The organism is Flavobacterium macacae, assembly GCF_003865365.1.
GTDB lineage: Bacteria > Bacteroidota > Bacteroidia > Flavobacteriales > Flavobacteriaceae > Flavobacterium > Flavobacterium macacae.
Window position 1 is genome coordinate 94,021 of record NZ_RQVR01000007.1, and the last position, 14,231, is coordinate 108,251.

A 14,231-nucleotide genomic window follows, 5' to 3' on the forward strand; every position below is an offset into this window, starting at 1 on the left:
TAATAGTGGAGTATTGAAATTAGCAGTAAGATGTATTTTTTAAATAGAGAATTGTTTTTTCCGCCGGTAGACGAAACCAATGACGACGGTATTTTGGCTGTGGGAGGCGATCTGTCTTCCGAGAGGTTATTGTTGGCGTACCGAAGCGGTATCTTTCCTTGGTTTGAAGAGGACGAGCCTATTTTGTGGTGGGCGCCCGAATACCGGATGGTGGTTTTTCCGGACGAATTTGCGGTTTCAAAGAGCATGCGGAATATTTTGAACAGAAATAGCTTCAAAATTACGTTCAACCAAAATTTTAAGGAAGTCATTTCAAATTGCAGTTCCATCCAAAGAAACGGACAGAAAGGTACTTGGATTACGGAGCAAATGATGGAAGCCTATTGCAGATTAAACGAAATGGGTTTTGCCAAATCAGTGGAAGTCTGGCAAGACGATGTTTTGGTCGGCGGATTGTATGGCATTGATTTAGGACATGTTTTCTGTGGCGAAAGTATGTTTTCCAAAGTTTCAAATGCGTCAAAAGTGGCTTTTTCTTTTTTGGTCGAGAAATTGAAATCTGAAAATTATGCATTACTGGATTGCCAAGTTCATAACGATCATTTGGAAAGCTTGGGCGCACGCGAAATCCACCGTGAAGATTTTATGGGAATATTGACTTCAAAAGAAATCTAACAGATCAGAAGCAAACGATATTCGCCATTGTTTTCTTTAGGTGCGCGGTGTATACAAGGCAAAACATCCTGTTCAGGATGGTCAACTGCCAATCTCCAGAGAAGCCCGATTCCTAAATTTGTGGGAACAGCATTCGAATTAGGTTCGTAATGTAAATCAAAATAATTCTCTTGTAAAAAACTTTCAAAATCTTCTGCTTTGCCTTCGTATAATTCTCTCAGTTTTTCTCGAATTTCTGGAATTAGAATTTTTTGTGTGGCTTGGTTGTTTGCCAAAATATCACTTGATGCGCCATAATAAGTACATAAAAAAGTATCAGTTGCAATCGGTGAACGATCCACGTGATACGAATAAACATCAGTTGAGATGAAATCAAATTCTTCGTCTCTTTCATAGTTCTTAAGCAGATTAAGCGATGGCAAAGCTCCGAAATCAGTTAAGGATTGTAAATCGTTTAAAATAGCATCTCTTGCGATGGCTCCGTTTTCAGATAGTTGTAATGCTAAAAGATCATCGATAGAAATTTCGGTAATGTTTTCTTTTAACTGAAGTTTTAAAACTATTTCTTGAAAATCGCCGCTCAAATTTCTTTGCCAACAAATCGCGTTATTGTTTCCCTGAAATTTGGCCTGTGCTAATTCTGAAAAAGAAGAAACAATTTTAGTTTGATTGTTATCAGGGAGTATTTTATCCATAATTATAAAGAAATTGTATTTTACAAAATTAAGAAATCTTACAAAAGATAATTGCTTAAAGCTTTTTTAATTGTTAAGTGAAATTTTTCCTTCAATTTTATTTTTTTTAAGTATTTTCTTTCATAATTAAACAAATTAGCTCTTTTTGTTCTAAATTTTTTTAAAGAATATCTTTTTTTTGTATTATTGTAATGATTGCTTTTTTTTGGAGTAATTACGTTTTTAATTCCATAATACCACAAAGGATGAAACAACTACTACTATCAATTCCTACAATTATTGAAACAGAGACAAGAGTTTCTTGGCTTACTTTTAAAGTTGTCTTGATTATGGTTTCTTTTGTTGCTGTAGGATTTTTCATTTTTGAATAATCCTACGTAAAAGAACATTTCAAGTAAAGAAAAAACACCTTAGATTAAATTCTTAAAGCGTTTTTTTATTAGAAAAATAGAGGTTTTTAAAATACTAATTTCGGTATAAGTCACCTTGTTTTCTATGTAAGTTATTTTTGCTTTAAGATAATTTTGATCTAAATTTAAAATTTTTAATGTAGATTCATCATTAACATAACTTGTTGTCTATGTGTTTGCGTTATTGATCCAGTATCGCTATCACTATAATTATAGGATTATGAAAAGTGAAATTCAAAATATTATTGGGTAAAGTCCCGATATTGAAGAGCTGAAAGCTATCTTTTTCCACAGTCGGTGTAATGTTCGTATTATAATTTATTAGGTCTTAAATTATCAACAAAATACTTCAATTTAAATGTATAAAAAAAAGCGTCACAAAGTGACGCTTTTAGATATTTAATGGTAACTGATTAACCTAAAGCAACTCTTTTGAAACCTGTGATTTCAACTTTTGATTCTTTAACATAATCACCTACTTTTTTGCTATCATCCTTGATAAAGTTTTGATCTAACAAAGCTTTTTCTTGATCTAAAGTTGTGTTGTCAGAGATAAAACGCAAAATTTTACCTGGAATGATTTTATCCCAAATTTGTTCTGGTTTTCCTTCTGCTTTCAATTCTGCTTTAGCATCTTCTTCCGCTTGTTTCAATACTTCTTCAGTTAATTGAGAGTAAGAAATATATTTAGGTACATTTTTCAATGTTTTTCCTAAACGTACTGCTTCTTCATTTTCTTTTTCGATTACAGCGATACGAGCATCAAGTTCAGAAGCAACGAAAGCAGGATCAAAATCCTTGTAAGATAATGTGTCAGCTCCCATTGAAGCAACTTGCATCGAAACATCTTTTGTCAATGATGCAGCGTTGTCAACTTTTTCAGAAATCGCTGTTAAAGCAGCAATTTTGTTTACGTGAACGTAAGATCCAACAAAAGCACCTTCTAAAATTTCAAAACCACCGATTTCGATTTTTTCACCGATAACACCAGTTTGCTCAATTAATTTTTCAGCAACAGTCATTCCGTTGAAATCTGAAGCCAAAAATTCTTCTTTAGAAGAAAAGTTAATTGCTTTTTCAACCAATTCTTTAGCTAAAGTTACGAAAGCTTCATTTTTACCTACGAAATCTGTTTCGCAGTTCAAAGTGATGATTGCTCCTTTAGTATTGTCAGCATTGATAAAAGAAACAGCAGCTCCTTCAGAAGACTCACGGTCAGAACGGTTAGCAGCAACTTTTTGTCCTTTTTCTCTTAGGTTTTGGATGGCTTTATCGAAATCTCCATCAGCTTCAACCAAAGCTTTTTTACAGTCCATCATTCCGGCGCCTGTAGTTTGTCTTAATTTATTTACGTCTGCAGCAGTAATAGTTGCCATAATATTTTTTGATTTAAAGATGAAAAGATTGAAAAATTTAAGGATTAAAAGTAGTATTAATTCTAAAATCAATAATTACCTAATCATTAAATCTTTCAATCTTTAAATTTATTATTATTTTTCTTCAGTTGCAGTTTCTACAGACTCTGTTGGAGCAGCAGCAACTTCGCCAGCTGGTTGTTCCTCTTTGTTATCAGAAGAATTTCTATCAGAAAGACCTTCGATAACAGCAGCAGTTACTAAAGATAAAATTTTATCGATTGATTTAGAAGCATCATCGTTTGCAGGGATTACATAATCAACCTCTCTTGGGTCAGAGTTTGTATCCACCATTGCGAAAACTGGAATGTTTAATTTTTGAGCTTCTTTAATCGCGATGTGTTCCGCTTTAATATCTACTACGAACAATGCAGCAGGAAGTCTTGACATATCAGCGATAGAACCTAAGTTCTTCTCTAATTTTGCACGAAGACGATCAACTTGTAAACGTTCTTTTTTAGATAAAGTCATGAAAGTACCGTCTTTCTTCATTCTATCAATAGAAGCCATTTTTTTAACCGCTTTTCTGATAGTTACAAAGTTAGTCAACATTCCACCAGGCCATCTTTCAGTGATGTAAGGCATGTTTGCTGCAGCCGCTTTTTCAGCTACGATATCTTTTGCTTGTTTTTTGGTAGCAACGAATAAAATTTTTCTACCTGATGCTGCGATTTTTTTCATTGCTTCGCTAGCTTCTTCGATTTTCGCTGCAGTTTTATATAGATTGATAATGTGAATTCCATTACGCTCCATATAGATGTAAGGAGCCATGTTTGGATCCCATTTTCTAGTCATGTGTCCAAAGTGAACACCTGCTTCTAGTAAGTCTTTAACTTCTACTTTGTTTGCCATTTTAATGTAATAGTTTACGTTCTGTTGAATTAGCAATGTTCCTTTTGGCTTTAAGCTTTTGAGCATTTGGCTTTAGGCTTCATTTAGATGCTAAACTAATTTCCTGCCTCGACAGGAACAACAACATTGTTTTTAAATAATAAATGAACGATGTCTTGCCCGCATTGAACAAGACGGTAATATTAACGTTTAGAGAATTGGAATCTCTTACGAGCTTTTTTCTGACCGAATTTCTTACGTTCAACCATTCTTGGATCTCTTGTTAATAAACCTTCTGGTTTTAAGATAGCTCTGTTTCCTTCGCCAACTTCGCACATTACTCTGGCTAAAGCCATTCTTACAGCTTCTGCTTGACCAGTTGAACCACCACCATAAACATTAACTTTTACGTCATAGTTGTTTACATTTTCTGTCAAAGACATTGGTTGTAAAACTTTGTACTGTAAAGTTGCAGTTGGGAAGTAAGTTGTAAATTCTTTTTTGTTTACTGTGATGTTTCCAGTTCCTTCTGTAACATAAACACGAGCAACAGCAGTTTTTCTTCTACCGATTTTGTGAATTGTAGCCATTACTTAAGATCGTTAAGGTTAACAGTTTTAGGTTTTTGAGCTTCTTGTTTGTGCTCAGTACCTACAACAACATTTAAATTTCTGAAAAGTTGCGCTCCTAATTTGTTTTTAGGTAACATTCCTTTTACAGCTTTTTCTACCAATGTAGCAGGGTTTTTCGCCTGTAATACTTTTGCAGTCAAAGTTCTTTGTCCTCCTGGGTAACCTGTGTGACGCATGTAAATTTTGTCGTCCATTTTAGTACCTGTAAGGTTGATTTTTTCTGAGTTGATAACGATTACGTTATCTCCGCAGTCCACGTGTGGTGTGTAACTTGGTTTGTACTTACCTCTTAAAATCATTGCGACTTTTGAAGCAAGACGTCCTAAGTTGTGACCTTCAGCATCAACAACGATCCACTCTTTTTGTACAGTGGCTTTGTTTGCTGATTGTGTCTTGTAGCTTAATGCGTCCATAATAAATTTTTAATTAAACATTCCATTCCCAATAAAGGGAGTGCAAAAGTACAATAAATTATTTTAAATGCAAACACCTATAAAAGATTATTTTAAGTGTTGATTATCAGAAAGATTTTCTAAAAAAGAAGTGTGAGAATTTAAGCATAATTTTTCATACAAAGAAATTAACGTCTTAACGCGATTTATAAATGCAAAAAATCATCTGAATTAGCTATTCAGATGATTTTAAATGTGGGAGGTAAATAAGTTATTTACACAATAAATAAATTGGCAATATCAACGGATTGTTGTGTTGTCAATGGCTCGTCATATGATTCTGAACCAGCTAATGAAGGTATTGCTGGACCCATAGAATTGGTTACGTTGCTTGTGTTGAAGCCCGCTTGCATCACATTTTCTTCACCATTATATACGGCTTGTGTTGCTTCTGGCATTCCAGCACCTCTTTGGTTTCCTGTAATCCATCCTTTTAAACCGCGCAATCTTCTAACTTCTGAGGCGTGTCTTGCTTCCACAGAGTGAATTTGCAATGCTGCTGTCAATAAATCAGGTGTTGAAATTAAATTTCCGGCTTGACCTTTATAGGCTCTAACTCCGGTATCTTCAAAAGCTTGTGCTAAAGCCAAAAATTGTTGATAAGCAGCAGCAGCTCCAATTCCGGTTGCATTAAATGGATCGAAAGCACCACCAACCGTAAAATCAAAAGTTGGTTTTGGGATTGAATTTGCCCCTAAACCTGCGATTAAAAAATCTACGTGATCTGCTTCGTGCTGTGCAATCTGCATAAACACTTTTTCATCTCTGCCGCCTGTCGGAATTACTCCAGATTGCAAACCTAGCTGATAGAATTCATCTTCAAGATATTCTAATGTAAGTGCTAATTGCAATGCTCCAACGGGTGTATTTGGCGTTGGGTTGATATCTGCGGCAAAAGATTTGTTTGACATTGCAGCTAATCCAAAAGGAATTGATGCTAATGCCATATTTTTTCCGAGGTTGCCAAACTGCCCAAAACTATCTCTTCTTGAGCCTGCAGCATTCATCAAATTATCATTTGTGAATGACTCTATAAATTTTAATACGTTCATAATTTCTAAATTTTGAGATTGGTGATTAAGTTAAGAATTGTGCCGTAAATGGTGTTGCAAAGAAACCTCCTGCCGCATCAATAATTTGTGCTGGCGCAAGAGCTTGGTCAAGTCCGTTCATAGCGCTAACTACATCATCACCCGCAAAATCTTTTGAATTTGGATTCAATAAACTTCTGATGGCAGAAGCGTGTCTTGCTTCCACAGAAACAATTTTTCCTGCCAAAAGCAAATAATCGCCACTGGTGATTAATCTTCCGGCCCCATTATAAGCCGCTACACCTGTGTCTTCTAGTGTTTTTGCTGTATTCAAAACAGAAAGTCTATCGTTGAAATTTACACCGTCATAATTAAATTCTAATCCAGGAAGTAATTGAGACGAAGGATTTGGCAAAGCGCCACTTAACGCCGCCTTAAAAAATTCTCTATGAATTACTTCGTGTGCATACAAATCGGAAAGTACTTGCTGTTCTTCTGAATTGAAAATACTGCCAAATTGGTCGCCATTTACAACTTTAGTATAAAAGTCGGCTTCAAGCTGTTCTAGTGCATACGCATACGTTAAAACGCCAAAATCGCCTCCTCCTAAATCAAAAACGCCATTTCTGATTCCTGGCAATTGATTTGATCCAGGTGTGGTTCCTCTATCATCGTCATCATTACATCCGGTCAGGATTAACCCTGTTGCTGCCAATGTAAGCCCGCTGATTTTTAAAAAACTTCTTCGGTTTGTTCCCGAGGTAAGCTGCTCTTTTACAGTTACTACGTTTTTCATAATTTAACATTTAAAAGTTATTAATAATAGGTTGGTTGATTTTATTTTTTGTGTAAAAAAAGAAATCATATTGTTGTACTTACGTTAAAATTATGTTAGCGGTTTTGACTATTTTTTATATAATTCACATATTAACTTAGTATTGGTAGTTGTTTATGCAAGAAAGTATTGATTTTTATGTAAGATTGTCAAAATAAAATTTGTAAGGAATAGTGTTGTGATTATCAGTTATTTATGAGATTTTACAAAAATTTAAATTTGCTTAAACCTTTAAAATTAAAAATCAATATTTTTTTTGGTTTCTAAATGTTTGGGATAACTTTTAAGAATATTTTACATTTTTTCACTTACTTTACACTTCCTTATACACTAAATGATGAAACCAAAAGCGACCTTAAAGCAAATTGCAAAAGAATTAAATGTATCTGTTTCAACAGTTTCTAAAGCGTTGAGTAACAGCCCGGAAATCAGCGAACCTACAAAAATTAAGATTCAAGAATTTGCAAAGTTGAAAAACTACAAGCCAAATAATGTGGCAATCAACTTAAAAAACAGAAGCACAAAAACAATTGGTGTCATTATTCCGAATATCTTAAATCCGTTTTTTGCAAAGGTTTTCTCAGGAATTGAGAAAACGGCAAATGAAAAAGGCTACAATGTCATCACTTGCATCTCTAATGAATCTTTGAAAAAAGAAATCCACACAATGGATATGCTGAGCAATGGAACGATTGACGGATTTATTCTTTCTATTTCAGAGGAAACTCAAAAAGAACAAGAATTCAGGCATTTTAAGGAAACCATTTCTGAAGGTGTGCCCATCGTGATGTTTGACAGAATTTCTGACGAAGTAAATTGTGATAAGGTAATTGTTGATGATTTTGATTCTTCAGTAAGTGCCGTAAACCATTTGATCAAATTAGGTTGTAAAAATATTGCGTTAGTTTCGTCAATTGATAATTTGAGCGTCGGGAAATTGCGTGCGCAAGGTTATGTAAAGGCACTTAAAGACAACGAAATGCCAATAAATAAAGATCTGATTATTAGAACCGATAATCCGGACGAGTTTGATTTTAGGATGCAGGAACTTTTAGACAAGCATAAAATTGATGCTGTTTTCGCTTTAGACGAGCATACTTCAACAATGGCAATGAAATTAGCCATCAAAAAAGGAATCAAAATTCCAGAAGATTTGCAGGTAATTGGTTTTGCAGACGGCGTTTGGTCCAGAAGAATGACGCCAAGCTTAACCACAATCAGCCAGCACGGAATCGAAATTGGGGAAGAAGCAGCACGATTGCTGATCGAAAAATTAGAAAGCAAAGAAGAAGAAGAAGAAGAAGAATATACTTATACGACTACAGTTATCAAAACTGAATTGCGCCAAAGAGATTCTACGAAGAAATTATAAAAGAATACATTTATTTTTTAGCCACGAATTTGATCTGAAAAAATTCGTGGCTACTTTTTTTATTTCTCTTTGGTCAGCTTAAACTCTTGTCCGCTTTGAATAATAGTCATCGCGTTTTCTGCAAAAACCAATTCCAATCCAGCCGGATCAAAATTGAATTTTGTCTCACTCAACGGATTTAAAGGAAAAGATTCTTGACCTGTCGCCTGGCAGATCAAGACACCGTTTTCTTCCTTAATTGAAATCTTTAAAGGAAATCCGGCATCGCCATAAGTTCCTTCGTATTTTTTTAATGTAGCAACAGCAACATCCACCGATTTTAAATTTGGGAATCGATAGGGCATTTTGTAATAAATGCTTAGAACGCCGATCATAATGTCATTCATTCCATAACCTTGGCCGTTGTCAAGCAAGGCAATTGAGAATTTTTCTTTCGGATAAAAACCTAAAGAAGACGTGAAATCCTCAATTCCTCCGGTATGGCCATAAAATTTTCTTTCGCCAAATGGCATCGTGAAAATTCCTTTACCAAAACCTTTTTCGATTTCAGTCATAGTAACTAAAGAAGGAGGTTGCAGTAATTTACCGGCAAATAAACCATTAATAAATTTGGTCAAATCAGAAGCATTTGATAAAATAGCACCGGCACCACCCGGAATCGACATGTCTTCTTTTTGGGCTTGCTCCCAGTTTTTCCCCTTCAAATGATACGAAATTGCTTCATTTTTGGTTCCAGTAGAAAATCCGGTGTTCGTCAAGCCTGATTTTTTGACGATTCGGGTTTCTATATTTTGAGCGTAGGTTTTTTTAGTCAAATCTTCGATAATCCAGCCTAAAAGCACAAAATTTGAATTGCTGTATGCGGATTGTTCGCCCGGTTCAAAAACCGGATTTCCGGCTTTTATCTTTTTCATAAGTTCGGCTCTCGTTTTCGGAAGCTTTGCATATTCATTATAATCGGCATCGTCAGTAAAGCTATAAATACCGCTTGAATGTTCCAGCAAATTTTCAATTGAAATGTTTTCTGAATTTTTTATCGACGGAAAAAACTTTGAAAGCTTGGTGTCTAACGTCAATTTTTTTTCTTCTACCAATTGCAAGATCACAACCGATGTAAACATTTTGGTAATCGAACCAATTTTATATCGGGTCGAAGCGTCGGCTTTAATTTGATTCTTTACATCAGCATAGCCATAACTTTTTTCAAAAACAACTTTGTCACTTTCTTGGATGGCAACCGACCCCATAAACTTGTTGTTAGAAGCCAAATAGGTCAAAAGGCTGTCAATCTTATCGAATTTAGTTTCGCTTTGCCCAAAAGAATTCAGCGAGAAAGCAACAAATAAAAAGGCGGCTATTTTTTTCATAAGAATGGGTTTGAGATGAAAACGGAAAAGGTGCTTATTTATGATGCGTTTTTTTATAGATTTAAATATTTCTTTGATGTTTTTATTTTTCAAAAACCCTAAATCAAAAATTTAATGCGCTTCCAGCCAGTTTTGTCCTTTGCCTAAATCCACAATCAAAGGAACGTCTAACTTAACGGCACTTTCCATTTCTTCTTTTATCATCGGCTGGATTTTTTCTAATTCGCTGTTGTGAACATCAAAAACAAGCTCATCATGAACCTGAAGCAACATTTTGCTTTTCCAATTTTCAGCAATCAATCTTTTTTGGATGTTGATCATCGCAATTTTGATAATATCAGCCGCGCTTCCTTGAATCGGCGCGTTGACAGCATTGCGTTCGGCGCCACCTCTGACCATTGCATTTTGAGAATTGATGTCTTTTAAATAACGCCTTCTTCCTAAAATGGTCTGGACATAACCGTTTTCTCTCGCATATTCCACCTGTTCTTGGATGTAGGCTTTCAATCGCGGATACGTGACATAATACGCATCGATCAAATCTTTAGATTCGGCTCTTGAAAGTGAAGTTTGGTTGCTTAAGCCAAAGGCAGAAACGCCATAAACAATTCCGAAATTTACGGTTTTTGCGTGGCTTCTCTGTTCACGGGTTACTTCTTCTAAAGCCACATTGAAAACTTTTGCGGCTGTGGAAGCGTGAATGTCTTCTCCGTTTTGAAATGACTTGATCATATTTTCTTCCCCGCTCAAGGCGGCGATAATTCTAAGCTCAATTTGAGAATAATCGGCAGAAACCAGCGTGTAATTTTCATCTCTGGCAATAAATGCTTTTCTGATCTGGCGGCCTCTTTCGGTACGGATCGGGATGTTCTGCAAATTCGGATTGTTGGAGCTCAAACGGCCTGTTGCAGCCACGGTTTGCATATAATCGGTGTGGACTCTTTGTGTTTTTTCGTTTACCTGATTGGGCAAAGCGTCAACATAGGTGTTTTTTAATTTCACCAATTGTCTCCAGTCTAAAATATCTTGCACAAACGGACTCGTCAAAGCCAAATAAGAAAGTACTTCTTCGCCGGTTGCATATTGTCCGGTTTTGGTCTTCTTTTGTTTTGCGCCGCCGATTTTTAATTTGTCAAAAAGAATATCTCCCAATTGTTTCGGCGAAGCCAAATTGAATTTTTCGCCTGCATTTTCATAAATCTGGTCCTCTAATTTTTGAATATCAGCTTCTAAATCTGCCGAAAGCGATTTTAAAAACGGAACGTCAAGATTGATTCCTTCCATTTCCATAGCGGCCAGAACGGGAACTAACGGCACTTCAATTTCTTCGAATAATTTCTTCGTATTTGTAGCGTCTAATTCGGTGTCGAAAAATTCTTTTAGTTGCAACGTCACGTCGGCATCTTCCACTGCATATTCTTTGACATCTTCCACCGAAACTTCACGCATCGTCTTTTGGTTTTTTCCTTTTTTTCCAATCAAATCTTCAATTGGTTTTGGAGAATATTGCAGGTAGGTTTCTGATAAAATGTCCATATTATGGCGCATATCCGGGTTGATCAAATAATGTGCAATCATTGTATCAAAGATTTTTCCTTTGACTTCTACCTTATATTTGGCTAAAACTTTTAAATCGTATTTTAAATTCTGGCCGATTTTTTCAATTTCTTCGGAATTAAAAAACGGAAGAAATTTAGCAACAACTGCTTGTGCTTCTTCTTGATTTTCTGGAATTGGAACGTAAAATCCTTTTCCTTTTTCCCAAGAAAATGAAATTCCGACCAATTCTGCTGTCAACGGATCGATTCCGGTTGTTTCGGTATCAAAACAAACACTTTTTTGTTTCAGAAGATTTTGCAACAAGAATTTCATGGCCATATCGCCTTCCACGATTTGGTAAAAATGTTCGGTATCGGCCAAGGTTTTGTAAAAGCTGGTTCTGCCTTGTTCTACATTTTCTCCGTCAGCCGATGGCAATGCAAAAAGGTCAAACTGGTCGTCATTTTTTGGCTGTGCTTTTTTATACAAACGCGCTTCCGCTGGATTGTTTGCAACAGCAGCGTTGTGATCGACTCTAAATAAATTGTCAAATTGTTCAGCCATTCTCCTGAATTCCAATTCTTGGAAAATAGCTTCGGTTTTTTCAATATCGGGACGTGTCAATTCATAATCTTCTTCGTGAAAAGTCACATCGCAATCAACGATAATTGTGGCTAATTTTTTAGAAAGAATCCCTTTTTCTTTATTGGCCTCGATGTTTTCTTTCATCTTTCCTTTTAGCTCGTGCGTGTTTGCCAAAAGGTTTTCCATCGAACCGTATTCTTTCAAAAATTTCTTGGCTGTTTTTTCACCAACTCCTGGCAACCCAGGAATGTTATCGACAGCATCGCCCATCATTCCAAGGAAATCAATCACTTGCTCTGGTCTTTCAATTTCAAATTTCTCTAAAACTTCTGGAATTCCCCAGATTTCGATTCCGTTGCCCATTCTCGCGGGCTTGTACATGAAGATATTTTCAGAAACCAGTTGTGCAAAATCTTTGTCTGGCGTGACCATAAAAACTTTGTAATTCTGTTTTTCTGCTTGTTTTGCAATGGTTCCAATCAAATCATCGGCTTCGCAACCGGCAATTTCAATAATCGGAATGTGCATCGCTTTCAATAAATCTTGTATATAAGGTATGGCAATTTTTATCGCGTCAGGCGTGGCGTCACGATTTGCCTTGTATTCGGTGTACATTTGTGTCCTGGCGTGGCTTCCTTCCTTGTCAAAAGCTACGGCCAAATGATCTGGTTTTTCTCTTTTGATGACATCTAAAAGCGAATTCATAAATCCCATAATGGCGGAAGTATCCATTCCTTTTGAGTTGATTCTTGGGTTTTTTATAAATGCAAAATAACCGCGAAAAATCAGGGCGTAGGCATCGAGAAGGAAAAGGCGTTTTTGTGACATAAAATTTTATTTGTATAGGTTTCAAAAATACAAAACTTAGGCGCTAAAAATAGAAAACCGGCGCTAAATTACTAACATCGGTTTTTCAATAAAAAACAAAAAACTGACTAAATAACAAAATGAAACGGATTTCAAATGATTTCCTTCTGGTTTTTGGGATCGTTTTTTGACCGTTTTTATAACCTGTAGATAAAGATACGGTGGTAAAATAGGCAGGGAGTTTTGTATTGGAAATTGTGTATAGTTAAAATTTAACCAATTATTCAAAAGACGAGTTTATTATTTATTTACTTTGCTTAAATTCAAATACAAATTATGCTTCGCTGGATCTTTTTTATAGCTTTTGTACTTCTCGTAGAACTTTATGCCTTCCAGGCTTTCAAAACCATAACAAGGGCAAAATGGATTATAATTCCATATCAAATCATTTCTCTTGCCATTATCGTTTTTGTAATTTATTCTTTTACGCAATTTGACCGAACTGTGGGCCAAAACCGTCAGTCGCTCATTACTTTTGGGTTGCTTCTGCTTACTTTTTTACCAAAGCTTATTGTTACTTTATTTTTATTTGGAGAAGATGTGTATCGCGTTTTTATGGGGATAATTACCAATTTTACAGGAGATAATTCTGCAGAATCGGGTTCGTTTTTGCCAGACAGAAGAAAATTTGTAAGCCAAATTGCGCTTGGAGCGGCCGCTATTCCGTTTTTATCGCTGCTGTACGGCATGACCGTTGGGAAATACAATTATAAAGTAATAAGACAAGCCATTTTTTTTCCAGACCTGCCTGACAGTTTTGACGGAATGACGATTACCCATATTTCAGATATTCATTCTGGCAGTTTTGATAATCCTGAGAAAATCCAATATGCTATTGATTTGATAAACGAGCAGAATTCAGATATTGTACTTTTTACCGGAGATATTGTCAACACACATGCGACCGAAATGCATCCGTGGATTGATACTTTCAAGAAAATTCACATTCCCAAGTTTGGTAAATATTCCGTTTTAGGAAACCATGATTATGGCGAGTACGTGACTTGGCCTTCGGCAAAAGAAAAGAATGATAATTTTGAAGCCATTAAAGATTTGCACCGCCAAATAGATTTTAAGCTGTTGCTGAACGAGAATGTAAAAATCAATAACGGGACAGAAGAAATTGCTTTATTGGGATTAGAAAATTGGGGACATAATTTTAAAAAAGCTGGAGATTTAGCCAAATCTACTCTTGGTTTGACAGATTCTGATTTTAAAATAATAATGAGCCACGATCCGTCGCATTGGGAATATGAAGTTAAAAACCATAAGACAAAATACCATCTGACTTTGAGCGGGCACACACACGGATTGCAATTAGGAATTGAAATTCCGGGCATATTTAAGTGGAGTCCAGTACAATATGTTTACAAGCAATGGGCAGGATTGTATGAAAATTTGGGAAGATATGTCTATGTAAACCGCGGTTTTGGCTTTCATGCCTATCCGGGCCGTGTGGGAATTATGCCTGAAATTACAGTGCTTACGCTAAAAAAAGGTAAAAATGTGGCATAATTAAGTAAAT

13 protein-coding genes are annotated in these 14,231 nt (G+C 35.7%); 4 read left to right on the plus strand and 9 right to left on the minus strand.

Going from position 1 to position 14,231, the window contains the following annotated elements; genetic code table 11:
* Positions 1–30: 30 nt before the first annotated feature.
* Positions 31–675 (plus strand): leucyl/phenylalanyl-tRNA--protein transferase, encoded by a 645-nt coding sequence (gene aat / locus EG849_RS07720; protein WP_125012504.1) that lies wholly within the window; start codon positions 31–33, stop codon positions 673–675.
* On the opposite strand, the gene EG849_RS07725 is transcribed toward aat, so the two are convergent.
* Positions 672–1,370, minus strand: coding sequence for a DUF1826 domain-containing protein (locus EG849_RS07725; RefSeq protein ID WP_125012505.1), 699 nt, complete (start codon positions 1,368–1,370; stop codon positions 672–674). The two genes, aat and EG849_RS07725, sit on opposite strands and share 4 nt — an antisense overlap.
* Before the next feature lie 245 nt (positions 1,371–1,615).
* Here EG849_RS07725 and EG849_RS15960 point away from each other — a divergent pair, with 245 nt between their 5' ends.
* A complete protein-coding gene (locus EG849_RS15960; RefSeq protein WP_262679707.1) occupies positions 1,616–1,741 on the plus strand; it encodes a hypothetical protein in 126 nt (41 codons plus the stop codon).
* 452 nt (positions 1,742–2,193) lie between these two features.
* Here EG849_RS15960 and tsf read toward each other — a convergent pair whose 3' ends face one another.
* From tsf to EG849_RS07755, 6 genes are all read right to left on the minus strand, one after another.
* Positions 2,194–3,156, minus strand: coding sequence for a translation elongation factor Ts (gene tsf, locus EG849_RS07730; protein ID WP_125012506.1), 963 nt, complete (start codon positions 3,154–3,156; stop codon positions 2,194–2,196).
* Positions 3,157–3,270: 114 nt separating this feature from the next.
* Entirely contained in the window at positions 3,271–4,047 is a 777-nt protein-coding gene (gene rpsB, locus EG849_RS07735; protein WP_125012563.1) for a 30S ribosomal protein S2, read from the minus strand.
* Positions 4,048–4,229: 182 nt separating this feature from the next.
* Positions 4,230–4,616, minus strand: a complete 387-nt coding sequence (gene rpsI / locus EG849_RS07740) for a 30S ribosomal protein S9 (RefSeq protein WP_125012507.1) — start codon at positions 4,614–4,616, stop codon at positions 4,230–4,232.
* A complete protein-coding gene (gene rplM / locus EG849_RS07745; protein WP_125012508.1) occupies positions 4,616–5,071 on the minus strand; it encodes a 50S ribosomal protein L13 in 456 nt (151 codons plus the stop codon). Before rplM ends, rpsI begins: the two co-directional genes overlap by 1 nt.
* A gap of 254 nt (positions 5,072–5,325) precedes the next feature.
* A complete protein-coding gene (locus EG849_RS07750) occupies positions 5,326–6,162 on the minus strand; it encodes a ferritin-like domain-containing protein (RefSeq protein ID WP_125012509.1) in 837 nt (278 codons plus the stop codon).
* A 25-nt stretch (positions 6,163–6,187) separates the two neighbouring features.
* Positions 6,188–6,937, minus strand: a complete 750-nt coding sequence (locus EG849_RS07755) for a ferritin-like domain-containing protein (protein WP_125012510.1) — start codon at positions 6,935–6,937, stop codon at positions 6,188–6,190.
* Positions 6,938–7,313: 376 nt separating this feature from the next.
* On the opposite strand from EG849_RS07755, the gene EG849_RS07760 reads away from it, so the two are divergent.
* Positions 7,314–8,348 (plus strand): LacI family DNA-binding transcriptional regulator, encoded by a 1,035-nt coding sequence (locus EG849_RS07760; RefSeq protein ID WP_125012564.1) that lies wholly within the window; start codon positions 7,314–7,316, stop codon positions 8,346–8,348.
* A 59-nt stretch (positions 8,349–8,407) separates the two neighbouring features.
* On the opposite strand, the gene EG849_RS07765 is transcribed toward EG849_RS07760, so the two are convergent.
* Positions 8,408–9,715, minus strand: coding sequence for a serine hydrolase domain-containing protein (locus EG849_RS07765; protein WP_125012511.1), 1,308 nt, complete (start codon positions 9,713–9,715; stop codon positions 8,408–8,410).
* 111 nt (positions 9,716–9,826) lie between these two features.
* Complete coding sequence (gene polA, locus EG849_RS07770; protein ID WP_125012512.1) at positions 9,827–12,667, minus strand: DNA polymerase I; 2,841 nt, start codon at positions 12,665–12,667, stop codon at positions 9,827–9,829.
* A 315-nt stretch (positions 12,668–12,982) separates the two neighbouring features.
* On the opposite strand from polA, the gene EG849_RS07775 reads away from it, so the two are divergent.
* Positions 12,983–14,221 carry a metallophosphoesterase gene (locus tag EG849_RS07775; RefSeq protein ID WP_125012513.1) on the plus strand — a complete coding sequence of 413 codons (1,239 nt, stop codon included), beginning with the start codon at positions 12,983–12,985 and terminating at the stop codon, positions 14,219–14,221.
* Positions 14,222–14,231: the final 10 nt, after the last annotated feature.